This window comes from Pseudarthrobacter sp. O4, assembly GCF_050157025.1.
Taxonomy (GTDB): Bacteria; Actinomycetota; Actinomycetes; order Actinomycetales; family Micrococcaceae; genus Arthrobacter.
In genome coordinates this window covers 1837765-1859349 of sequence record NZ_CP189591.1, presented here as the reverse complement: position 1 = coordinate 1859349, position 21585 = coordinate 1837765, and the positions used below count along the sequence as shown (strand labels likewise).

Below are 21585 nucleotides of genomic sequence, written 5' to 3'. Positions count from 1 at the left end.
GCCTGCCACTTGGCGTTGTGGGCTTAGGGAAGCAACTGCAGTTGGTCCGCCACGACGCGGCCGCGGTGGATCACGGTGCGGTCCGTGCCCCGGTCCATGACTGCGGAGGCGACCGTCTCGCCGTCCACCAGCAGCAGCTCGGCGGGATCCCCGGCCTCAAGGCCCGGCCGGTGCGCGGTCCCCTTCAACCGGGTGGCAGCCGGGTCCAGCACGCTGGCGCCGCCCACGGTGGCGATCGCCAGGCAGTGCTCGATCAGCTCATCCCTGCGGAAACCGTGTGTGAAGGCGAGCTGCCAGGTGCGGTCCAGCATGTCCGTATTGCCGTACGGGGACCAGTAGTCGCGCTGGCCGTCTTCCCCAAGGCCAACCCGGACGCCGGCCTCGGCCAGCAGCGGGAGCGGCAGTTGCCCTGACTGGGCGGGCGCCACGGAGGCCATCGAAACGTCCAACTCCGCGAATTCCTCGATCAGCCGGTGCGTGGTGGCCTCGGAGACGCTGCCCAGCTGGTAGGCGTGGGACATGGTGACTTTGCCCTGCATCCCCAGGGCGCGGGTGCGCTCAAGGACGAGGTCCGTGCTGAAGACACCAAGCTCGCCGGGCTCGTGGAGGTGGATATCGATGGGGACCTGATACTTCTCCGCGAGGCCGAAAACGATGTCCAGATGCCGGGCGGGATCGCGGTCCAGGCTGCACGGATCAATGCCGCCCATGACATTGGCCCCGGCCTTGAGTGCTGCCTCCATCAGCGGCACCGTGCCTTCCTCGAGCAGGAGGCCGGCCTGCGGGAACGCGATGATTTCGACGTCGGCCTGGTCCTTGAACTGTTCCTTGGCCGCCAGGACCGCGTCGAAACGCTCCAGCCGGCAGTCCACGTCAACCTGTGCGTAGGAGCGGACCCGGGTGGTGCCGCGCGCGATCATCCGGCCGAGTGTGTGGTTGACGCGTTCCTGGAGGGGGACCTCGGCGTGGCGCCAGTTCTGCCGGTCATTCATCATCATGGTCCAGACGCCGGGGCCGCCGGTGTGCTCGCGGAACGGCAGGCCGATGCGGGTCGAGTCCAGATGAACATGGACGTCGGAGAAGGACGGGAGCAGCAGCCGGCCGCGGCCTTCGACGACGGTTACCGGCCCGCCCAGGGGGCCGGACGAGTCCGCCGGCGTTCGAACCGGGTCATGCGGCTCGATGCCGGCGATCTTGCCGTCCTTTAGCAGGACGTCGCTCAGGGCCTGTCCCCAGGGACGGACGGCGCGGATCAGGGTAGTCAATGTAATGCTCCTTTGTGTTGGGTCTATTTCACACCGGCGGGGGCGGCAGCTGCCAGCCCCGCGTGGTGGCAGGCCGGGGCGGCTGGGCCGGCCGACGGGGGAATGTCGCTGATACAGAGCTGCTGCTGGCTCTCGGACAGCGTGCCGAACAGCGGGCAGCGGGTGCGGAAGACGCAACCGCTGGGTGGGTTGGCCGGTGACGGGAGATCTCCGCGGAGCCGGATCTTCACCTGTTGCCGGGCCTCGCGCGGATCGGGCAGCGGCACCGCGGACAGGAGCGCCTGCGTGTACGGGTGCCGGGGAAGGCGGAACAGTTCCTCACGGGGGCCCTGTTCGACAATCTTGCCGAGGTACATGACGGCTACCTGGTGGGAGATGTGCCGGACGACGGAGAGGTCGTGGGCGATGAAGATGTACGCGACACCGGTGTCACGCTGGATCTCCTGGAGCAGGTTGATCACCTGCGCCTGGACGGAGACGTCCAGGGCGGACACCGGTTCGTCGCACACGATCACAGAGGGTTGCAGCGAAATGGCCCTGGCGATGCCCACCCGCTGGCGCTGGCCGCCAGAGAACTCATGCGGAAAGCGGTTGTAATGTTCGGGTTTAAGGCCCACCTGCTCCATGAGTTCCTTGACGCGGTTCTTCAGCCCTGCGGGCGGATCGATCTTCTGCGCCACCATCGGCGCGGCGATCGCGGTACCGACTGTCTGCCTCGGGTTGAGTGACGCGAACGGGTCCTGGAAGATCATCTGTACTTCGCGGCGGAAGCTGTACAGATCCCGCCCGCGCAGCTTGCTGATATCGACGCCGCCGACGACGACCCGTCCGGAGCTGGGGTCCAGCAGGCGGGCGACCATGCGGCCCGTCGTGGATTTTCCGCACCCGGACTCACCCACAAGCCCGAGTGTCTGGCCTCGTTCGAGACTGAACGAGACGCCGTCGACGGCCTTGACCGAACGATGCCCGCCGGAGGAGAAGAGCCCGCCCTTGACGGGGAAATGCTTTTGAAGGTTCTCCACCTGGAGAATTGGCTGCCTGTCCATGGCGGGTCCTAACGCGAAGTCCGGATAGTGATGAGCTGGGGGCTGCTGAGATGGCAGCGCTTGCCGTGGCCAGCCTCCACCAGGAGCTCGGGCCGCTGCTCCCGGCAGACGTCGGCGCCGGCCAGCGCGGCGTAGTCGCACCGGGAGCTGAAGATGCACCCTGACGGCAGGTCAAGCAGCGACGGCGGCTGGCCGGGGATCGGGTTGAGGCGGCCGGAGGTGCCGGCGAGCGTCGGCATGGAATTGAGGAGGCCAAGGGTGTACGGATGCCGGGTGTCGTAGAAGATCTCGTCCACCGGTCCGGACTCGACACATTGGCCGCCGTACATGACAAGCACGGAATCGCAGACCTCGGCCACGACGCCCAGATCGTGGGTGATGAGGATCAGCGCAGAGTTGGTTTCCGCCTGGAGTTCGGCCATGAGGTCCAGGATCTGCGCCTGGACGGTCACGTCCAGGGCCGTGGTGGGCTCGTCCGCGATGAGCAGTTCCGGTTCGCAGATGAGGGCCATGGCGATCATGGCCCGCTGCCGCATGCCGCCGGAGAAATGGTGCGGGTACTCGTCGTAGCGCTGCTCGGGGCTGGGAATCCCCACCCGGCCGAGCATATTGATGGCCGCAGCCCGGGCCTGCTTCTTGCTCGCATGGTGGTGGACGAGGTAGGCCTCGGCAATTTGGTGGCCGACCCTGTAGAACGGGTGCAGTGCCGACAGCGGGTCCTGGAAGATCATGCCGATGTTCCGGCCACGCAGCTGGCGCATCCCCGACTCGGACAGCGTGATGAGGTCCTTGCCTTGGAACAGGGCCTGGCCGGAGACCTGGGCCGAGGTGCCTTTCAGCAGGCCCATCAGTGCCTGGCTCGTCACCGATTTTCCGGATCCGGATTCGCCAACGATGCCAAGCGTCTGCCCGCGCTCAAGGGTGAAATCCATGCCGTTGACAGCCGAGACCAGGCCGTCGTCGGTGGGGAACCCCACTGACAGGTTCCGGACGTCCAGGAAGGCGGCGGCCGCGCCGCCGTCCGCTGCAGGGGCTGGCGCGGAGGACGGGAAAGTGCCCGCCGAGCTGGGATGGGTCTGGGTCATTGGAGCCTCACTCGGGGATCGATGGCGGCATAGGCGAGGTCGACGGCGACATTGGCGACGATCACGAAGAAGGCGGCCAGCATGGTGATGGCCATGGTGACGGGCAGGTCGCCGGAAATCGCGGCCCGGACCGCGGTGAACCCGAGACCGGGCACGGAGAAGATCTGTTCGGTGAGGACGGCGCCGCCAAGCAGCAGACCGATGTCCATGCCGAGCATGGTCACGATCGGGGTGATTCCGGCCCGGACGCCGTGCTTGAACGTCACGGTCCGCGGGGCCAGTCCCTTGGCCCGGGCCGTGCGGATGAAGTCCTCACCGAACGTTTCAATCATGTTGGTGCGGGTGACCCGGATATAGGAGGCGCTGAACAGCACGGCGAGGGCAATCCACGGCAGCAGATAGTTCAGCACCCAGGCCCACGGCCCCTGGGAGCCGAACGGGCTGTTGATCTCATTGGTCGTGAACGGCAGGAGATGGAGCTGATTGACAAACACCAGCAGCAGGAACAGGCCCGTGACCGGGATCGGCAGCGAGACGCCCACGGACGCGGCGCCGACGATGAACTTGTCGGTGGCGCTACCTTTCCTGAGGGCTGCGAGCAGGCCGAGACCCACGCCCGACACCGTCCAAAGGACCAGGGCGCCGACTGCCATCGAGAGCGTGTAGGGCAGGGACCGGCTGATGATGTCCGAGACGTTCTCATTCGTCTGGAACGATTTTCCGAGGCAGGGCCACTGGCAGACGGATTCGGCGCCGGGGGCGCCGATCATGCGCGGCGAAACCAGGCCGCGCATGTAGTCGGCGTATTGGATGAAGAACGGCTGGTCCATGCCGAGGGCCACGCGCGCCTCGGCGACGCGTTCCGGCGTGCATTCCTGGCCGCAGGCAGCCGAGGCCGGATCAGCCGGACCCAGCTGGAACAGTGTGAAGGTGATGAAGCTGACGGCTATGAGTAGCAGGACCAGGGAGCCTGTCCGGCGAAGTATGAATCTGATCATTGTGGTTGCGGGCCGCCCGCCTGAAGCCGGGCGGCCCGCGTCTCCTTCTGTGAGGACCGGTTAGTGCTCGACGCCGACGATGGACAGGTCGATGCCGCCGAAGAAGTAGCCCACCTGGGCGTTGCGGACGTTGGAACCGACGACGCTGTTCGTGTGGCTGCGGACGAGCGGAATGATTGGGTAGGTCTTCAGGGCCTTTCCGAACTCCTCGGACCACTTCTTGCCCAGCTCCTCAGACGTCCCCGCGGTGTCCCGCAGCTCAAACATGGCCTTGGATACCTGAGGGTCGAAGTAGCGTGAGGTGTTGGAGAATCCGTAAGTGGTGCCATCGTTGTTCGGGCCGAGGATGGGGTCCGCCGAGGTCCGGATCGAAGCCGGATCGGCGCCCCCGCACCAGCCTGAACGTCCGATGTCCGGCAGCTGCTCGCTGGCCATGACGGAGTAGTAGTTCGGGGCCGGAATCGGCACCAGCTGTACCTCGATGCCCAGGGCCTTGAGGTTTTCCTGGACCACCGTGCCCGTGTTCTTGTAGGCGTCCCGGTTGTTGGCGTAGCCGAAGGTGAGGGACTTGGGGTACGTCTTGCCTTCCAGGAGTTTCTTGGCTTCGTCCAGCTTGGGCTTGCCGCTGGGATCGATCTCCAACTCCTGGGCCACGTAACCGCGCATCTTGTCGTTCAGCGGCGTCTGGGTGAGCTCGCCGAAACGGCGTCCTCCGTACTGGACCAGGATCGACTGGCGGTCCAGGGCAAGCGCAATTGCCTTGCGGACATCCGGGTCCGGGATCTTCTGCGTGTTCAGGCTCAGCACGTCGTTGCAGCCCAGCAGCCCCGAGGCGACCCGGTCCTTGACCTGGGCATCGGCCAGCTTGGCCGAATCCGAGGTCTGCAAGGCACCGTTCGAGTCCAGGGTGATGGCGTTGGTGTCTGCGTTGGCCAGCAGCTGCTGGCTGATGGTGGCCTGAGATGTGGACAGCGAGAAGCTGAAGGTGTCCGGGAGCGCCGGGCGGTTGGCATCCGTCGCGGGATCCCAATGCGGGTTGCGGACGAGCTTGAGCGACTTGCCGCGGTTGTACGATTCCACCATGTAAGGGCCGGACGAGACCGGGTGGTTCGTATAGTCCAGCTTGGTCTCCTTGTCCTGGGGCACAGGAGCGGTGTTGGACCGTGAGGCCAGCGCCGGAAATTCAGCGAACGGCTTCTTCAGGTGGAACACAACAGTGCGCTGGTCCGGGGTCTCGACTGCCTGGAGCACTGCGGCCGGATCCTTGTAGGGTCCTTTGTAGCCGCCGGCGTCGAGCGCGGAATTCAGCTCCTGGGGCGCCTGCGTGTAGACGTCCTGGGCGAAGGTGCGTTCGATGCCGTATTTGACGTCCGCCGATGTGATCGGCCGGCCGTCCTCGAACTTGACGCCGTCCCTGAGCGTGAATGTCCACGTGAGGCCGTCGGCGGAAACCTTCCCAGTGTCCGTGGCGAGGTCCGGGACGATGGTGGGCGGCTGGCCCGCGGTTTCTTTGGCCATGGTGAGCGTCCGGTAGTACAACTGTCCGACATTGGCCGTCTGGACGTAGTTGCTGTTTCCAGGGTCAAGCGTCTGGAAGTCGGAGGACATCAGGACATTGATGTTGCCGCCCTTCGTGGTGAAGCCGGGCTTGACTACCGCCGCGGCCAGCTCCGTCGCTGAGCCGCTGGTTTTGGTGGTGCCCGGCTGTCCCTGGGACGCGGCACAGCCGGTGGCGGCCATGGAGATCAGCACAGCAAGTGCCAGCACTCTGGATGGGTATTTCATGGTTCTCCTCATACGGGGTGGGTGATGGTGATGGGTGCTAGTGGCGTGATGCTTTGGGGTCCAAGGCATCACGAACGGCGTCGCCGAGCAGGTTGAACGCCAGGACAGTGACGATCAGCATGGCGCCGGGGACGGCCAGGAACCATGGATCGCTGAGGTACCAGTTGCCGGACTGGGCGGCGTTGAGCATCTGGCCCCACGACGGCGTCGGGTCCTTGACGCCGACGCCGAGGAAGGACAGTGCGGCCTCCGCGGAGATGTTGGTGGGGATGAGCATGGTGGCGTAAACCAGCACGACGCCCATCACATTGGGGATGATCTGCCGAAACAGCACGCTGAGGTGGGAGGCGCCGAACGAGCGGGCCGCCTCAACAAATTCACGCTCCCGGAGGCTGAGGACCTGGCCCCGGACGATCCGGGCAAGATACGCCCAGCCGAAGAACCCCAGGATGATTACCAGCGAGGCCATGGGCAGGAAGCTGCCCTGGCCCAGAGCGGTGCCGCGCAGCCGGGACTGAAGGATGGGCGTCAGTGAGAGCACCAGCAAGAGGTGCGGGAAGGCGAGGAAAAGATCCATGATGCGGCTGATGATCGCGTCCGTCTTGCCTCCGAAGTAGCCGGCCGCCGCGCCGAGCACAGTGCCAAGGACAACCGAGACGGCGGTTGACAGGAGGGCGATGGTGAGGGAGACCTGACCACCAAAGGCAAGCCGGGCGAACAGATCCCGCCCGAGCCCGGGTTCTACCCCCAGCCAGTGCTGCCCAGAGGGATACATGTAGCCGGGAAGTGGCAGGCCCGGGGTTTCGAAGTCATCAAGCACGTCGGGGCTGGTGTTGGAGGTGAAGGGATCATTTCCGGACCAGGCACTGAGGAAAGGCGCGAGGACGGCAAATAGCATGATTGCCACCACGACACAGAGGCTGAGCAGGGCGATCTTGCTCCTGCGGATCCTTAGCCAGGCCGTGGCCAGCAGCGACCGTGCGTCGGCGGGGACAGCCCTGAGGGTGGTTTGGGCGCCGGGGGACAAGGGGCGGCTCGCGCCGTCGTCGCTGTCGGCCGGGAACGGACTCGCAGCAGTTGGTTCGGCACCGGACTGAAGCTGGGTCATCGGGAACGCTCGATTCAGGGTCCAAGGAGCAAGCTCCATCGTTTTGTATACCAAGCAAAGATTAGAGCACCATTTGTGCGATGTAAATCACAAATTGGTGAGATCTGGAATACCAGAGAATGTTGTTGGTCTGGGTTCCACTGCGAAGTGGCCAGCCTGCCCTTCCCTTCGGCAAGGCACTGGGGCCGGGACCGCGGGAGGCATTGAAGGTGCCCGGAACCGACAGTCGGGCACGTGTATGCTCAGGTGGAACGCCGGGCGGCGCCGTCCGCCAGGGCCACGGGGTGAGTGATGAATGGCGGTGTGAGTGTGGTTGAACCGAAGGGGGATGCGCTGAACGGTCGGGACGACGAGGTCCGGGCTGAAAACGTGTATCAGTTGGTCCTTGAGGGCATTGTGGCCGGCAAATATGAGCAGGGAACGCGGCTGCGCGAACGGGAACTATCGGAACTGCATAACGTGTCAAGGATTCCCGTGCGGGAGGCCATCCAGCGCCTCGAACAGGACGGCTTCGTTGAGACCTTCCCCCGCAGGGGTGCGGCGGTCAGGCGGCTAACGCTCACAGACGTCAACGAACTCTTTGACGTCCGGCTCTGCCTTGAAACATTCGCTGCCCGGATGGCGGCAGTCCGGGTTGCGGGGGGCGAAAACGGCATGCGCCTGCAGGAACTGGTGGACCAAACACGGCTCGCCATCGACAGCGGCCGGACGGCGGACGTCGCGAGCCTCAGTGCGGAATTCCACGCCGAGATAGTCCGGCTTTCAGGCAACCGTCTGCTGGTCGAATCGGTCAAGCCACTCTTCGGCCGAATGCGCTGGATCTTCGGTCTGGCTCACAACCGCAGCAATGAACTCCAACGCGACGAACATGTGGAGCTCTGCGACGCTATCCTCAAGGGCCGTCCGGACCTGGCCTATGCGCTGGCCTACTCACATATCGAGTTGGGCCGTGAGCCGGTGCTTGCCGGGCTCGCCCAAACGCTAGCCCCTTGAGGATCGGCGACGCGTAGCCACATTCACGGCACCGCCCGGCCCTTCCGGGTCAGCAAGCTGCGCCCGTGGCTGGAGGCCCGTCACCCGAGCAGATCGTCCTCATAGCACCAGCGCCAGTCTTCGCCCGGTTCAATGCTCCGCATCACCGGGTGGCCCGTGGCGTCGAAGTGCCTGGAGGCGTGCGTTCCGGGCGAGGAATCACAGCACCCCACGTTGCCGCAGGCCAGGCACATCCTGAGGTGGACCGTCGTCGTGCCTTCCCGGGCGCAGTCCGCGCAATAAGCGTCGCGGGGCACGTCCGGGGACGTGGCGGACTCCAGGTGCCCGCAGATCCCGCCCGGCCGCGCGATGCCTTCCCCGCCTCCCTCGCCGGATGTGTCCAGCTCGTTCAGCGCGACGTCGAGCATTGATTCCTCAATGTCCAGCTGGTCCAGGACGGCGCTGAGGATCTCGTGGGCGTACTCGCCCCCGCTCCGCAGCTCCAGTACCTTGGCCCGCTCCGCGTCCAGCATGGCAAGGCGCAGCTGGGCGTAGCGCTGGCTCGGGGTGGCCGCTTCCGACGACGGCCGGCCGAGCCGTTCCCAGGCCGCCAGGCCGCGTTCCTGCGTGCGCCGTTGCAGCATGGCCACGACCTCCGGCGGATCGCTGTCAGTGCGGAGTTCCTGCAGGCGCTCCACCCCGGCGGCGGTAGCCAGTTGCATCAGGGAGGCCTGGTTCAGGGCGTCCTCGCGCTGGTCTGGGCCCTGCAGCCGCAGCAGCCGAACCATGGCCGGGAGGGTGAAGCCCTGGAGCGCCAGGGTGCCGCCGACCACCACCATGGCGGCCAGGATCAGCACCGTCCGGTGTTCCAGGTCCGCGGGCAACACCAGCACCGCGGCCAGGGTCACCACCCCGCGCATCCCGGCCCAGGACACGATTGCCGCGAACTGCCACGGCGGGGCGGGGTCATTCCGGCGCACGGCGGGGACCAGCCGGGGGAGATAGGTCGCGGGGAACACCCAGACCGGCCGGAGCACCAGCACCGCCAGCAGGATCACGGCGCAGCCGGTCCAGATCCGGGCGGCCCCCAGCGAGTCATCCTGGACGCCTTCAATGATGGTCCGGACCTGCAGGCCGATCAGCAGAAAGACGGAATTCTCCAGCAGGAACTGCACCGTGTTCCAGTTGCTGCGCTGGCTCAGGCGGGCGGCGCCGTTGGGCATGGACGGCGCCTTCGTGCCCATCACCAGGCCGGTGACGACGACGGCGAGGACCCCCGAGGCGTGGATCGCTTCGGCCGGCAGGTACGCGACAAACGGCGCCATCAGTGACGTCGAAGTATTGATCGCGACGTTCCGGATCCGCTTGCGGAGCTCCGTCAGGACGTAGGCCGCGGCCAGGCCAACCACCAGCCCGCCGCCGGCCGCAACCAGAAATCCGCCGGCAACCCCTGCTGCCGAGACGGACCCGGCGATGGCGGCGATGGCAGCGCGTAGGCAGACGAGGGCCGTCGCGTCGTTGACCAGCGACTCGCCTTCGAGGATGCTGACAATCCTGCGCGGCATGCCGACCTTGCGGGCGATCGCAGTCGCGGCCACGGCGTCCGGCGGCGCGACCACGGCGCCGAGGGCGATGGCGGCGGCCAGCGGGATCTCCGGAAACAGCCACCACACCACCAGGCCCACGGTGATGGTGCCGAAAATGACGTAGCCGACGGAGAGCAGGCCGATGGCGCGGCGGTTGGAGCGGAAGTCGAACAGCGAGGTCCGCAGCGCGGCGGCATAGAGCAGCGGCGGCAGGAGCCCCACCAGGACCAGTTCGGGATTCAGCTCGATCCGCGGGACGAACGGCAGGAAGGAACCCGCAACGCCGGCCAGCACCAGCAGCAGCGGGACGGAGACATTGAGCTTCCTGCCCAGCGCGCTGCCGGCACACACCACCGCCACGAGAACCAGCAGTCCCAGGGCGACGTCCATTGTGCCATTCTGTCAGGTGCGGGGAGGGGCTCCCCGCACGGGTTCCCTAAACGAGGCTGTCTTCCTTCGGATGCTGGGCCGATTCACCGGCGTGGGCCGGAACGTTCCGGACCTGACGGGCCTGGACGTGGTGGCCGAAGGGGTTGAAGCGGCTCTGGCCCACGTCGGCGAATTCGTAGGCGCTCTCCGCGTGTTCGGAGCGGTCCACCCCGGAGAATTCGGCTTCGCGGCTCACCCGGAAGCCGATGGTCTTGTGGATGGCAAGCCCGATGGCCGCCGTCGCAAACCCGGACAGCAGTACGGTGAGGACGACGGCGACCAGCTGGGCGATCAGCTGCTGGATCCCGCCGCCGTAGAACAGGCCGCCGCCGGCGCCGTCGACAGGCAGGGCGATGAAGCCCAGCGCGAGCGTGCCGACCAGCCCGCCGCCGAGGTGGACGCCGACGACGTCGAGCGAGTCATCGAAACCCAGCTTGTACTTCAAGTCGACAAACACGGTGCAGGCGGCACCCGCCAGTAGGCCCAGACCGATGGCGGCGACCGGGCTGACATTGGCGCAGGAGGGGGTGATCGCGACCAGGCCGGCGACGACGCCGGACGCGGCGCCGAGTGAGGTGGGGTGCCCGTGCCGGATCTTTTCCGTGACCAGCCAGCTGAGCATGGCTGCGGCCGGGGCGGCCAGGGTGTTGATCCAGATCAGGCCGGCCTGCTCCGCCGTCGTCGCGGCGCCGGCGTTGAAGCCGAACCAGCCGAACCACAGGATGCCGGCTCCCAGCATGATGAAGGGAATGTTGTGCGGGCGGTGGGCGGGGTCCTTGCCGAAGCCGTGGCGATTGCCCAGGATCAGGACCAGGACCAGCGCGGCGGTGCCGGAGCTGATTTCGACCACCGTGCCGCCGGCGAAATCGATCACTTGCCCGAAGACCGAACTGACGGCCCCGTGCTGGCTCATCAGGCCGCCGCCCCAGACCATGAAGGCGAGCGGGCAGTAAACCAGGGTGACCCAGACGGGCACGAAGAGAGCCCACGAGGTGAACTTGGCGCGGTCGGCGATGGCGCCGCTGATCAGGGCCACGGTGATGATGGCGAACGTGGCGCCGTAGCCGGCCCTGATCAGTTCCGGGGAGCCGAGGAGGCTCTGCAGGCCGAAGCTGGCGAACGGATCACCGAAGATGCCCAGAACGCCGTGCCCACCCGTCATGGAGTAGCCCCACAGGATCCAGACGACGCCGACGATCCCCGCGGAGACGAAGCTCATCATGATCATGTTGAGCGAGGCTTTCGCCCTGGTCATGCCGCCGTAAAAGAGGCCGAGTGCCGGGGTCATCAGCAAGACGAGCCCTGCCGATACCATCACCCAGACGTTTCCCGCAGTGAGTTCCACCTGCGTGTCCCTTCTCCACAATTCGCCATGCCGGTGCGCATCGCCGCCGGCCCCCAGCCCGGGTTCAATGCTCCCGGATTCGTGTTTCCGGGAGTCGGGCGGAACGTTGCAGGGAAGTTACGGGAATTGTGCCGGCGTGACGATCACGTAACGGCCATGTTTCAGGGACGTTAGCAGGTGCTCACTGCGGGGTGAGGTCAGAACATCGTGAGCTGGGTCAGGTAGCCGTAGTACTGCGAGTCGGCAGGGCGGAGCGGGTCACCCTCGAAGCCATGGCCGTGGTGCTTCTTGTTGGAGTCCTCGGCCCGGTCCAGGAATTCCTCCATCACCTCTTTGCCTGAGCCATGGCAGACCTTCTTGCTGATGCACAGGGCCACCGAGCCTGCCACGGCGGGACTTGCGAAGCTCGTTCCGGCGTTCACGCTGTAGCCGGGCGTCGTCGCCAGCGGAGCTGTCGACAGCATGCAGACGCCGGGTGCTGCGACGGTGTGGCGCTTGTCCCGGGAATGTGTGGCGAAGTTGGAGAAGAGCGCTGGGTGGTCGTCCAGTTGTCCGATGGCGGCCCACTTTTCAGTCCCGCAGACCGGCGCGGCCAGTCCGCCGGGACGTCCGTCGAAGTCCGCGATGGCGGTCGCGGTGAGCACCTCCCGATAGGCCGCCGGTACGGTTCCGGCGAGGTCGGCAGTATCGTTTCCGGCCGCGACGGCATATGCGACTCCGGCCTTGACCGAGCGGCAGATCGCGTAATGCATCGGATCCGTGCCGCGCCCGCAGTCAGGAGTGTCGCTGCCCGGGCCGCCGATGCTGATGTTGGCAACCTCGATGTCGTTGCTGCGGTTCTTGTCCTTGCGCGTCGAAGTCACCCAGTCGATGGCGCAAATCAGGCTCTCCTCGGTGATTCCGAGGGCGTCGTTGACCACCCGGACGGACCACAGCGGTGTGCCGGGAGCCGTGCCGATGATCCCGATATTGTTGTTCCGGGCGCCGATGATGCCCGCCACGGAAGTCCCGTGGCCCATGACATCAACGGGGGTCACCTTGACCGGCGTCCCCGAGGAGCAGTCAATGCCGCCCCGCACGTTGAGGTCCGGGTGGGTGCCGTCGATCCCGCTGTCGATGACTGCCACATTCACGTCGACAGAACCGCTACGGTTGTCACCGTCATCCCGGGCCTTGTCCATGTTGCCGCCCATGCGCAGCCACCAGAAAGGGGCGACCTGGGTGCTGGGCGGTTCCGGGTCTCGAGGCTTGTCAAAGTGCCGGCCCAGCGAGACGAACTCGACGTCGGGTTCAGCCGCGACGGCCTGCGCCTCGGCCGCCGTCATCGTGCCCGCGTACCCATTCACCGCGTAGCTGTAGACCCTGGCGGCGGCGAAACCGAATTTGCCCTGGTGTGCGGCCGCAACCGCAGCCGCATCCGGCACGGTGTCCTTGAGGACCACAATGTAGCTTTGCTTCGTCTCGGCCCCGAGCGATGGGGCTGCAGCCACAATCCCGCCGCCGGCAGCCAACGCCATCGCAGCAAGAGCCCCCAGCATCCGCCGGTACCACGCGCCATGCGTCGGTGGATAAGCGGTACTCCAGCGCCGGCGCGGCCACACCGCAGCCGATGATGCTTGCGTTCGGGCAAAATGACTGCGGACTCGGCTGTGCATCGTGGCCTCCCATTAAGCGTCTTCGCTATCGAGTGCCCCCCTCCCTACGATGGTAGGCCCTTTGAAAAACCTTGGACAGCTTTGGGACCGGCAAAAGAGGGGCGCAGATCGAGGGCGCGGCTACTGGGCGGCGGCGTGCTCCGCGTCTTCAGGCCCGACGAACCGGCAGGAGCCCCGGTGACGCTCCGGCTCCGTGCAGGTGCGGCCGGTGGGGAGGTGGACGTTGGCGCAGCGGCCAGCCAGGGCGATGTCCTCGCGGACATGGAGACTGCTCAGGTCGGGCCGGGTTTCACCCTGCCGATGTGTGCGGGGGCTGTCGAATGCGTTTTTTTCTTGACTATTCATGTCTGCGTGACTCCTTGGAGTGGCTGCTGCTTTGCATGAGGTTAGACAGTCTCGGTTGAGTCCGATGCTCAAGTGTCACATGGGCGTACGGATTACGCAGCCGTTAGATCCCGCGCACGTCACGCCATGCGGCCCCACTTCACGTTCCCAGCCAGCGCTGCTCGAAATCCGGATGATCAACGTAGGGCAGCGCCAGGGCGTTGAGGGAAAGTGTGGTCCATTCGATGGCTTCCGGGATCCACGGCGTGTCGCCCTCGGGGTGGCGGACCATCGCCGCCAGGGCGGCCTGGCGGGCGGATTCCACAATGCCGATCAGCCGTTTCTTGGCTTCGCATTCGAGCAGGACGCGGCGTTCGTACCATTTGCCCGACTCGGAGACGGACCTGTCATTAAGCAGATTCCGCGCCGCAGCCTCGTCTTCTGCGATGCGCTGGGACAGGAATTCGACAACGTCCACAAAATGAGATTACGCGTCTCCTCTGTTCCGCGGATATCTGCGGGTGGATACGCTCCAGAGCGAGACCGGGCAAGGTCCGTGCCTCGACGCGTCCTATGAGGAACGGGTCGTGAGCGTTCCTGACCTCAGCTTGGACCCGCGCTGGCCCGATTTTTCCCGGCCGGCCTTCGAACTCGGGGCGCGGAGCATGCTCACCTTCCAGCCCTTCGTGACGGAGAAGTGCTGATTCCGCGTCCGGGGCTGCTTCCGTTGCCCGCAGCGACCGGAATTTCCAGGTAGGCCTGATCGTCCCGCCAACTGCTGTGCGTGCCGAGGTGCTTGCTCAGCCGCTGCATCCGCTGGGCGATTTCCCGGGCGTCCCGACGCGCCAGCCGGACCTGGAAATCGCTGATGAGCGTCGGGTGCAGCCGCAGCGAGCGGGGCACGGCAGCGTCGGTGTCCAGCAGGAAGATGAACGACTGATCGTTGCGTTCCACCGGGTCCACGGCATAGTCGTCCACGAAGTCCCCGGCGCTGTAGATGATGGGACGGTTCCGGAAGAGCTCGACGCCGCGGAAGATGTGCGGCGAGTGCCCGTAGACGACGTCGGCCCCGGCCTCTATCAGGGCGTGCGCCAGGTCCCGGTGTTCGGACGGCACCTCCGAACCCCAGTTCGGCCCCCAATGCGCGGACACAATCAGCAACCCGGTCCGGGCCTTGGTCCGCCGGACAAGATCCAGCAGCTCCCCGACCCGGCGGTCCCCGTCCACCACCGGGACGTAGTACACCCCTGGTTCGTGGTCCGCCTCCCAGCCGGGCTGGTTGTCGGTGAAGGCAATGAGTCCGACGGCGGTGCCGGTGGCCCGCCGCACCGCCGGCCGGCGGGCCGCGTCCCGGTCCATCCCGGCGCCGGCATGCAGGATGCCGGCCGCATCGAGTGCAGGCGGCATCTCCCGGAACGCGTCGGCCCCGAAGTCCAGCACATGGTTGTTGGCCAGGGAGACCAGATCGATTCCGGCTGACCGCAGGCTCGCCACATTTTTGGGATCGGAGCGGAAATGGAAAACCTTCCCGGCCTCCGGCTCGCCGCCGGCGGCGAGCACGCATTCGAGGTTGGCGACCCGGAGGTCAGCGCGGGCCAGCACCGGGAGCGTGTCTCCCCAGGGATAGGCCGGCGGCGCCTTCTTCAGCCGGTCATTCACCAGCCGGCCCAGCATGACGTCGCCCAACAACGCGATCAACATGACCCACTTGCCCGTTCAGGCTCCAAGAACGCGGGCGCGGACGGTCAGGATTCGTAGTTTTCCACCTGATCGACGGGGCGGGGTTCCGCCTCGTCGGGGTTCTCGCCATACTGACGTTTCGCCCGCCGCTGCCGGAGGAGGTCCCAGCACTGGTCTAGATCCTCCTGAAGGCTCGTGAGCCGTGCGTGATCGGGGCCGTGCTCGTAGTCAGGGGAGGAGGAGGGTGCCTTTTCGCGAAGCGCCTGCTCTTCCTCTACCAAGGCTGAGATACGTTGCAGGATGTGCTGTTCGTCCATGACGGCCTTCTTTCTGCGTAGCGTTCTTCCGCCAGCGTAGTAAGGCGGAGGTGTGGTGGCCAGAGCACCAGCCTTGTTTCATCATCAGCTTGCTTATTATTTTGGTGCTCCCTAGGGTTGGGGTGTAAGCCATCACAGTTGGCGCGGGGTCACATGAACGGCGAAACGGCCTTCTGGACCCTCGTCCGGCCTGAGGAGGACAAATGTCAGAGCACAACATTGCAGGCAAGAAGGTCGCGTTTCTGCTGACGGACGGCGTGGAGCAGGTGGAGCTGACCAGCCCGTGGAATGCCGTGAAGGAAGCCGGCGGAGAACCCACCCTGGTGGCGCCCAAGAGCGGCAAGCTGCAGGGCTACCACGGCACTGACAAGGGCGAGAAGTTCGACGTCGACCTCACCGTTGCCGAGGCCAACGCCGCCGACTTCCATGCCCTGGTGATCCCCGGCGGCGTCGTCAACGCCGACCACCTCCGCGCCAACAAGGATGCCCAGGCGTTCACCCGCGCCTTTTTCGAACAGCACAAGCCGGTTGCCTCGATTTGCCACGGACCCTGGCTGCTGATCGACGCCGGCGTCATCAGCGGACGGAGCGTCACCTCCTACCACACGCTCAAGACGGACCTGAGGAACGCCGGGGCCAACTGGAGTGACGAGGAAGTGGTGGTGGACCAGGGCCTCGTGACCAGCCGGAACCCGCACGACCTGCCCGCCTTCAACGACAAACTGCTGGAAGAGATCGCAGAGGGCGAGCACGCCGGCCAGACGGCCTAAACCGCCACACACTTCCGGCCGCACGCTCAGGACAGGGACCGACGCCGGCACGTGCCGGCGTCGGTCCCCGCCCGTCGGCCCCCTGACGGCACCAGTTCCGGGCCGCGGGCACTGGCGCAGGGAACCCCTACCCAGTCCGTCCGAAGTGGGGCAGGATATGCCCTGTAACTGCACCCGTCCCGTCGCGGCCCTGCGGTATCGCGGCGGGCGTCCCGAAGCTGCAAGGAGTCCGGACATGACCACGCTCAACCCCTACCTTGGTTTCCGCGATAACGCGAAAGATGCCATGACCTTCTACCAGACCGTGTTCGGTGGTGACCTGGCCATGAGCACCTTTGGCGAGTACCACGCCAGCGAAGACCCGGCCGAGCAGGACAAGATCATGCACGCCATGCTGACCACGCCCAAGGGCATGGTGCTGATGGGCGCCGATACGCCCAACAGCATGGACTTCACCCCCGGCAGCAACTTCTCGGTGTCCCTGAGTGGCTCCGAGGAGGCCGAGCTGCGGGGCTACTTTGACAAGCTGTCCGACGGCGGCACCGTGTCCATGCCGTTGGAGAAGGCGCCTTGGGGTGACATCTTCGGCATGTGCAAGGACAAGTTCGGCGTCGACTGGCTGGTCAACGTCGGGCCCGAGCCGGGTCAGACCCCGGCTGCCACATAGCGCCCGCCGTTGCCGTAGCCGCCGCGGCCGCGGGCTCAGTCCGGACTTGAATCCGTGGTGAGGCCGCGGTCATCGGCGGTCTGCTCATCCTGCTCTTCCGCCGGGCCGGTCGCCTTCTTGGCGCCCCGGTCCTCGACGGCGGCCTGCTGCTCGGTGGCGCCGGACCCCTTCGGGGCGGCGGAACCCTCCCCACGGCCTGCCGGGCCTCCGCCGGCCTGGGCCTCTCCCTCGACGCCGTCTTTGACGATGTCCTCTGGTTCCTTGGATCCGGTGCTCATCGATTCCTCCCGTTGCGTCCGTTGCGTCCGAACTGCCATTGTTTGAGCGCGGCTGTCCGTCCCAAAGTTACAGGCGCCGGCATTCCCGGTACAGCAAGGGGACTGCGTTCGACCCGGCGGTCTACTCCTCCGACCGGCGTTGAACCGGCCCAGGACGGCGGCGAAGGCCGCGACCTCCTCCGCACTCCAGTCCTTGAGCCGGGCCGTCACGACGCTGCGCTGCGCCTCGACGGAGCGCGCGCGCAGCTGCCGCCCGCGTTCGGTGAGCAGGAGAATCCGGCCCCGGCCGGCGTCGTTCTCCTGGGGTGCGTACTCCACCAGACCGAGCTCCATCAGGGAGGTGAGCTGGCGCGAGATGGTGGAGCGGTTCAACTGGAAGTCGGCGGCAATGTCGGTGGCCCGGCAGCCCGGCGTGGTCCCGATGAAGGTCAGGAGTGAGTGCTCCATGGCCAGCGCGGCCGTCATTGCCGGCGACGCCGGCGCTGACCCTGCTGTTCGTCATGCTTAACTTCACGAGCTCGGGCGGCATCTTCACCGCCGACATGCTGCCGCCGTTCTTCGCCGGGCTGAACTCCTTCTGGAACGGCTCGGCCTGGCTCCATGCGGCCCAGACCCTGAGCTATTTCCCGGGGCAGGACTTCTGGACCGAGGGGCTCAAGCTGGGGCTGTGGGCCGCTGCCGGCGCCGTCCTGGTCACGCTGACGCACCAGTGGAGCCTGCGCCGCACGCGCCTCGCCGATGAACTGGCGAGGGTCCGCGAAGAGGAAGAGGGCATCGCAGCCTGAACGCTGCCCCGACCGCCCCGGTGATGTATTCCCCTCGTGCTGGAGCTGCGGTTATCCTGAAGAAGGCCAGGGCACCGCATGACCGCGTCCATCCTTCCTGGTCCAGAGAGGCCTGCAATGACCGAGAAACTGCACCTCACACCGGAAGACGCATTCCCCGATGATCTGAGCAAGGTGAGGGACAAGGATCTGCAGGTGCTCGACAGCCAGGTCCAGCGCCAACTGGACTACGAATACGTTGCCGAGGGTGAACCGAATCCGGAGACCGAATTCAGGCACTATGACCTCGACGAGGAGTTCAGCGAGCGGGACAAGCGGGACGACTAGCCGGAGCTTCGGTCAGTATGCGGGCTGGACGATGATCAGCGGCCCTGCGTTGAGGCGCACAGAACAGAAACGAGTCCCACCATGAACAGGCCCGTCCGCTTCGAGGTCGAGGCCGCAGGCCATCTCGGCCACGTGTTCGCTTCCCGCCGGCCGCCAGTCAACACCGCCTACGCCGGTCCGGACGCGGCGCCGCCAGCGCCCGCCGTCTTGCTCGTCCATGGGATCGGCGTCTCGCACCGCTATCTGCGACGCCTCCACGGGGTGCTCGCCGGGTCCGTCGACACCTACTCGATCGACCTGCCGGGATTCGGCGCCACGCCCAGACCGGAGCAGGTCCTCACGGTCGCGGTCCACGCCTCGTACATCTTGGGCGCCATGGAGCAGCTCGGTGTGCTGGAGTTCATGATCGTCGGGCACTCGATGGGAACCCAGTTCGCCGTCGAGGCCGCACTCCAGCAGCCGGAACGGATTCCCTACGTGGTGCTGATGGGGCCGGTCGTGGACTCCAAACGCCGCACAGTGTTGCAGCAGGCCCTGGCGCTGGGCCGCGACAGCCTGTTCTTTGAAAGCCCCTCCTCGAACGCCCTCGTCTTCACGGACTACCTGCGTTGCGGGCCGAGCTGGTACCTCAAGACCTTGCGCGTCATGATGGACTACCCGACGGAACAGAGGGCCGCCGGGGTCGCGGCTCCGGTTCTCGTGCTGCGCGGCGCCAGTGATCCGGTGGCCTCCGCGGACTGGTGCCGCCGGCTGGCGGACCGGGCCCCCAACGGCACGCTGCTGGAAATCCGGGGGACCGGTCACGTCGTACAGCACAACCGCGCCACCGAGGTGGCCGAGGCCATCATGTCCTTTGCCGGACTTCCCGGCGCGGCCAGCCAGGCCCCCCAGGAATTCACGGCATGAGCGGCGCACTGCGGCCGGCACGCTGGTGGGCGCAGGACTATCTTTACGCCCTCGGCCGGCAGCTGCGCAGCGCCGTTACCCGGACCCGCGCGGATGAGTTCCTCAGCGATGCCGGCCGTCCCGTCGTCGTGATTCCGGGAATCTACGAGGACTGGCGCTTCATGCTGCCGCTGGTCAGGCGGCTGCACGAGGCCGGGCACCCGGTGCACGTGGTGACCGTGCTGCAGCGGAACCGGCTCGCCGTGCCCAAAGCTGCCGAGCTGATTGCCGCCTACATCCGCGGGCAGGGCCTCGAGGAGGTGATGATCGTTGCGCACAGCAAGGGCGGGCTGATCGGGAAGTACGCGATGATGTCCCTGGACCCGGAAGCGCGGATCAGCGGCATGGTGGCAATATGCTCGCCATTTTCCGGTTCCCGGTATGCGGCTTTCATGCTCCTGCCCAGCCTGCGCGCCTTCTCGCCGCAGAACGCGGTCACGGTCCAGCTCTCGCGGGAGGAGCTCGTCAACGAACGCATCACCTCCGTCTACGGGCTTTTCGATCCGCACATCCCCGAAGGCAGCGTGCTGCCGGGTGCCCGGAACGTCCAGCTGGGGACCGGCGGGCATTTCCGGATACTGGCCAATGAGGACACGATCCGCACCATCCTGGCGGCGACGGCAACCTAGCTCTCGAAATGCGTCCGGTCCGGGCCCGGCGGATTCCGGCCCGGGGCGACCGCGGGGCCGAATCCGGGCACAAAGGCCCTCACGTCCCGGTGGCTCCTGACCCATAGTGGAAGGGAGCGGCCACCTGGTCAATGCCCTGCCCGCGGAGCGCACGCCGGGCCGAGGCCACGGCCGACGCCTCGACTGGAAAGCCAGACAGATGAGCATTTTCGAAGACAGGGTCGACGCCGGTCGGCAGCTCGGAAGGCGGCTGGCGGAATTGCGCGGACAGGACCTCGTTGTCCTGGGCCTGCCCCGCGGCGGGGTTCCCGTCGCCTTCGAGGTTGCAGCGGCCCTGGACGCGCCCCTGGACGTTATCGTGGTGCGGAAACTCGGACTTCCCTACCAGCCCGAGCTTGCCATGGGAGCAATCGGGGAGGGCGGCGCCCGGGTGCTTGAAGAACACGTACTCGCGCATTCCCGGGTGTCAGAGCAGGAGCTGCAGGCCGTCGAGGCGCACGAACGGGCCGTGTTGGAGAACCGGGTGGCCCGGTTCCGGAAGGGCAGGACCCGCCAGGACCTCACCGGCCGGATCGCGGTGATAGTCGACGACGGCATCGCCACCGGCTCCACCGCCCGCGTCGCCTGCCGGGTTGCCCGGAAGCTCGGCGCCGCCCGAGTCATCCTCGCCGTGCCGGTCGCCCCGGACGACACCCTCGTGAGCCTGACCGAGCCGGACGAAGTGGTCTGCCTGGCCACACCCCGGCTGTTCTCCGCTGTCGGCTACCACTACCGCGACTTCTCACCGACCGAAGACGACGAGGTGGTGCAGCTGCTCGACGCCGCCGCCAAGCGCCTGCAGGACTCAGATCCGGCGTCCCGCAACCCGGCGAACGCCGGTGCCCGGCATGCCGTGGATTTCGACGAGGAAGTGGAGATCCCGTCCCGCGGTGTGCGGCTCCAGGGCCAGCTGCACCTGCCCGTTCCGGCGACGGGAGTGGTGCTGTTCGCGCATGGAAGCGGCAGCAGCCGGCACAGCCCGCGGAACCGGCTCGTGGCGGGTGTGCTCCAGCAGGCAGGTCTCGGCACCTTGCTGCTGGACCTGCTGACCCCCGGGGAGGAACGCCACCGCGCCAACGTCTTCGACATCGAACTGCTGGCCCGCCGGCTGTCGTCGGCCACGGACTGGCTCGCCATGAGGGAAGACGCCGCGTCCTGCACCGTCGGCTACTTCGGTGCGAGCACCGGCGCCGGGGCTGCGCTGTGGGCGGCCTCCGAACCTGCCGCGAGAATCGGAGCCGTCGTGTCCCGCGGCGGGCGGCCGGACCTGGCCGGTCCGCGGCTTTCAGCAGTGAGGGCGCCGACCCTCCTGATCGTGGGCAGCTTCGACTACGACGTGCTGGGGCTCAACCGGAAGGCGAAGGCGATGATGCGCTGCCCCAACCAGCTGGCTGTCGTCCAGGGCGCCACCCATCTCTTCGAAGAGCCGGGCACGCTGGCGGCCGCCGCCATTCTCGCGAGGGACTGGTTTGTCCGGTACCTCTTGACCTCTGCCGACACCATCTAGACCAGCAGAACGAGCCCGGCCAGGACCGCCGGGAGGACGTTGT

General features: G+C 66.6%; 22 protein-coding genes. 8 read left to right on the top strand and 14 right to left on the bottom strand.

The window, feature by feature from the left end; translation table 11 throughout:
* Positions 1–23 precede the first annotated feature (23 nt).
* Genes ACQCSU_RS08540 through ACQCSU_RS08515 form a run of 6 tightly spaced genes read right to left on the bottom strand, consistent with a single transcriptional unit; the run spans position 24 to position 7287 of the window.
* The gene (locus ACQCSU_RS08540; RefSeq protein WP_426979311.1) at positions 24–1265 is read right to left on the bottom strand and encodes an amidohydrolase family protein; all 1242 of its coding nucleotides are present in this window, start codon (positions 1263–1265) and stop codon (positions 24–26) included.
* 23 nt (positions 1266–1288) lie between these two features.
* A complete protein-coding gene (locus ACQCSU_RS08535) occupies positions 1289–2311 on the bottom strand; it encodes an ABC transporter ATP-binding protein (protein ID WP_426979310.1) in 1023 nt (340 codons plus the stop codon).
* An 8-nt stretch (positions 2312–2319) separates the two neighbouring features.
* A complete protein-coding gene (locus ACQCSU_RS08530; RefSeq protein ID WP_426979309.1) occupies positions 2320–3396 on the bottom strand; it encodes an ABC transporter ATP-binding protein in 1077 nt (358 codons plus the stop codon).
* On the bottom strand, positions 3393–4394 hold the full coding sequence (locus ACQCSU_RS08525) for an ABC transporter permease (RefSeq protein WP_426979308.1): 1002 nt from the start codon (positions 4392–4394) through the stop codon (positions 3393–3395). The genes ACQCSU_RS08530 and ACQCSU_RS08525 overlap by 4 nt, the downstream gene beginning before the upstream one ends.
* Before the next feature lie 60 nt (positions 4395–4454).
* Positions 4455–6179, bottom strand: coding sequence for an ABC transporter substrate-binding protein (locus ACQCSU_RS08520; RefSeq protein WP_426979307.1), 1725 nt, complete (start codon positions 6177–6179; stop codon positions 4455–4457).
* Positions 6180–6216: 37 nt separating this feature from the next.
* Positions 6217–7287 carry an ABC transporter permease gene (locus ACQCSU_RS08515; RefSeq protein WP_426979306.1) on the bottom strand — a complete coding sequence of 357 codons (1071 nt, stop codon included), beginning with the start codon at positions 7285–7287 and terminating at the stop codon, positions 6217–6219.
* Positions 7288–7590: 303 nt separating this feature from the next.
* On the opposite strand from ACQCSU_RS08515, the gene ACQCSU_RS08510 reads away from it, so the two are divergent.
* Entirely contained in the window at positions 7591–8280 is a 690-nt protein-coding gene (locus ACQCSU_RS08510; RefSeq protein ID WP_426979305.1) for a GntR family transcriptional regulator, read from the top strand.
* An 80-nt stretch (positions 8281–8360) separates the two neighbouring features.
* Here the strand turns inward: ACQCSU_RS08510 and ACQCSU_RS08505 are convergent, their stop codons facing one another.
* From ACQCSU_RS08505 to ACQCSU_RS08475, 7 genes are all read right to left on the bottom strand, one after another.
* On the bottom strand, positions 8361–10235 hold the full coding sequence (locus ACQCSU_RS08505; protein ID WP_426979304.1) for a Na+/H+ antiporter: 1875 nt from the start codon (positions 10233–10235) through the stop codon (positions 8361–8363).
* 46 nt (positions 10236–10281) lie between these two features.
* Positions 10282–11619, bottom strand: a complete 1338-nt coding sequence (locus tag ACQCSU_RS08500; RefSeq protein WP_426979303.1) for an ammonium transporter — start codon at positions 11617–11619, stop codon at positions 10282–10284.
* Between the two features lie 197 nt (positions 11620–11816).
* Positions 11817–13109 carry a S8 family peptidase gene (locus ACQCSU_RS08495; protein ID WP_426979302.1) on the bottom strand — a complete coding sequence of 431 codons (1293 nt, stop codon included), beginning with the start codon at positions 13107–13109 and terminating at the stop codon, positions 11817–11819.
* A gap of 285 nt (positions 13110–13394) precedes the next feature.
* Positions 13395–13619 (bottom strand): hypothetical protein, encoded by a 225-nt coding sequence (locus ACQCSU_RS08490; RefSeq protein WP_426979301.1) that lies wholly within the window; start codon positions 13617–13619, stop codon positions 13395–13397.
* A 139-nt stretch (positions 13620–13758) separates the two neighbouring features.
* Positions 13759–14076: a DUF6221 family protein gene (locus tag ACQCSU_RS08485; RefSeq protein ID WP_426979300.1), complete on the bottom strand. Its 318-nt coding sequence runs from the start codon at positions 14074–14076 to the stop codon at positions 13759–13761.
* A gap of 191 nt (positions 14077–14267) precedes the next feature.
* Complete coding sequence (locus tag ACQCSU_RS08480; protein ID WP_426979299.1) at positions 14268–15299, bottom strand: CapA family protein; 1032 nt, start codon at positions 15297–15299, stop codon at positions 14268–14270.
* Between the two features lie 44 nt (positions 15300–15343).
* Positions 15344–15595 carry a DUF2630 family protein gene (locus ACQCSU_RS08475; protein WP_426979298.1) on the bottom strand — a complete coding sequence of 84 codons (252 nt, stop codon included), beginning with the start codon at positions 15593–15595 and terminating at the stop codon, positions 15344–15346.
* Positions 15596–15798: 203 nt separating this feature from the next.
* Here ACQCSU_RS08475 and ACQCSU_RS08470 point away from each other — a divergent pair, with 203 nt between their 5' ends.
* Together ACQCSU_RS08470 and ACQCSU_RS08465 are read left to right on the top strand one after the other, a co-directional pair.
* Positions 15799–16365, top strand: coding sequence for a type 1 glutamine amidotransferase domain-containing protein (locus ACQCSU_RS08470; RefSeq protein WP_426979297.1), 567 nt, complete (start codon positions 15799–15801; stop codon positions 16363–16365).
* 235 nt (positions 16366–16600) lie between these two features.
* On the top strand, positions 16601–17032 hold the full coding sequence (locus ACQCSU_RS08465) for a VOC family protein (RefSeq protein WP_426979296.1): 432 nt from the start codon (positions 16601–16603) through the stop codon (positions 17030–17032).
* A gap of 35 nt (positions 17033–17067) precedes the next feature.
* Here the strand turns inward: ACQCSU_RS08465 and ACQCSU_RS08460 are convergent, their stop codons facing one another.
* A complete protein-coding gene (locus tag ACQCSU_RS08460) occupies positions 17068–17775 on the bottom strand; it encodes a MarR family winged helix-turn-helix transcriptional regulator (protein ID WP_426979295.1) in 708 nt (235 codons plus the stop codon).
* Here ACQCSU_RS08460 and ACQCSU_RS08455 point away from each other — a divergent pair.
* The 5 genes from ACQCSU_RS08455 to ACQCSU_RS08435 all read left to right on the top strand — a co-directional run bounded on the left by ACQCSU_RS08455 (position 17775) and on the right by ACQCSU_RS08435 (position 21542).
* Positions 17775–18095: a hypothetical protein gene (locus tag ACQCSU_RS08455; RefSeq protein ID WP_426979294.1), complete on the top strand. Its 321-nt coding sequence runs from the start codon at positions 17775–17777 to the stop codon at positions 18093–18095. The genes ACQCSU_RS08460 and ACQCSU_RS08455 overlap by 1 nt on opposite strands.
* 117 nt (positions 18096–18212) lie before the next feature.
* Positions 18213–18422 (top strand): hypothetical protein, encoded by a 210-nt coding sequence (locus ACQCSU_RS08450; protein WP_426979293.1) that lies wholly within the window; start codon positions 18213–18215, stop codon positions 18420–18422.
* 81 nt (positions 18423–18503) lie between these two features.
* Positions 18504–19328: an alpha/beta fold hydrolase gene (locus ACQCSU_RS08445; RefSeq protein WP_426979292.1), complete on the top strand. Its 825-nt coding sequence runs from the start codon at positions 18504–18506 to the stop codon at positions 19326–19328.
* A complete protein-coding gene (locus tag ACQCSU_RS08440; RefSeq protein WP_426979291.1) occupies positions 19325–19996 on the top strand; it encodes an esterase/lipase family protein in 672 nt (223 codons plus the stop codon). Before ACQCSU_RS08445 ends, ACQCSU_RS08440 begins: the two co-directional genes overlap by 4 nt.
* A gap of 199 nt (positions 19997–20195) precedes the next feature.
* Positions 20196–21542 (top strand): phosphoribosyltransferase family protein, encoded by a 1347-nt coding sequence (locus ACQCSU_RS08435; RefSeq protein ID WP_426979290.1) that lies wholly within the window; start codon positions 20196–20198, stop codon positions 21540–21542.
* Positions 21543–21585 lie beyond the last annotated feature (43 nt).

Coding starts and splice junctions, on each gene's coding strand:
- ACQCSU_RS08535 (WP_426979310.1), bottom strand. CDS start 2,311: ATGGACAGGCAGCCAATTCTCCAGGTGGAGAACCTTCAAAAGCATTTC.
- ACQCSU_RS08530 (WP_426979309.1), bottom strand. CDS start 3,396: ATGACCCAGACCCATCCCAGCTCGGCGGGCACTTTCCCGTCCTCCGCG.
- ACQCSU_RS08525 (WP_426979308.1), bottom strand. CDS start 4,394: ATGATCAGATTCATACTTCGCCGGACAGGCTCCCTGGTCCTGCTACTC.
- ACQCSU_RS08520 (WP_426979307.1), bottom strand. CDS start 6,179: ATGAAATACCCATCCAGAGTGCTGGCACTTGCTGTGCTGATCTCCATG.
- ACQCSU_RS08515 (WP_426979306.1), bottom strand. CDS start 7,287: ATGACCCAGCTTCAGTCCGGTGCCGAACCAACTGCTGCGAGTCCGTTC.
- ACQCSU_RS08505 (WP_426979304.1), bottom strand. CDS start 10,235: ATGGACGTCGCCCTGGGACTGCTGGTTCTCGTGGCGGTGGTGTGTGCC.
- ACQCSU_RS08490 (WP_426979301.1), bottom strand. CDS start 13,619: ATGAATAGTCAAGAAAAAAACGCATTCGACAGCCCCCGCACACATCGG.
- ACQCSU_RS08480 (WP_426979299.1), bottom strand. CDS start 15,299: ATGTTGATCGCGTTGTTGGGCGACGTCATGCTGGGCCGGCTGGTGAAT.
- ACQCSU_RS08475 (WP_426979298.1), bottom strand. CDS start 15,595: ATGGACGAACAGCACATCCTGCAACGTATCTCAGCCTTGGTAGAGGAA.
- ACQCSU_RS08470 (WP_426979297.1), top strand. CDS start 15,799: ATGTCAGAGCACAACATTGCAGGCAAGAAGGTCGCGTTTCTGCTGACG.
- ACQCSU_RS08465 (WP_426979296.1), top strand. CDS start 16,601: ATGACCACGCTCAACCCCTACCTTGGTTTCCGCGATAACGCGAAAGAT.
- ACQCSU_RS08460 (WP_426979295.1), bottom strand. CDS start 17,775: ATGACGGCCGCGCTGGCCATGGAGCACTCACTCCTGACCTTCATCGGG.
- ACQCSU_RS08450 (WP_426979293.1), top strand. CDS start 18,213: ATGACCGAGAAACTGCACCTCACACCGGAAGACGCATTCCCCGATGAT.
- ACQCSU_RS08445 (WP_426979292.1), top strand. CDS start 18,504: ATGAACAGGCCCGTCCGCTTCGAGGTCGAGGCCGCAGGCCATCTCGGC.
- ACQCSU_RS08440 (WP_426979291.1), top strand. CDS start 19,325: ATGAGCGGCGCACTGCGGCCGGCACGCTGGTGGGCGCAGGACTATCTT.
- ACQCSU_RS08435 (WP_426979290.1), top strand. CDS start 20,196: ATGAGCATTTTCGAAGACAGGGTCGACGCCGGTCGGCAGCTCGGAAGG.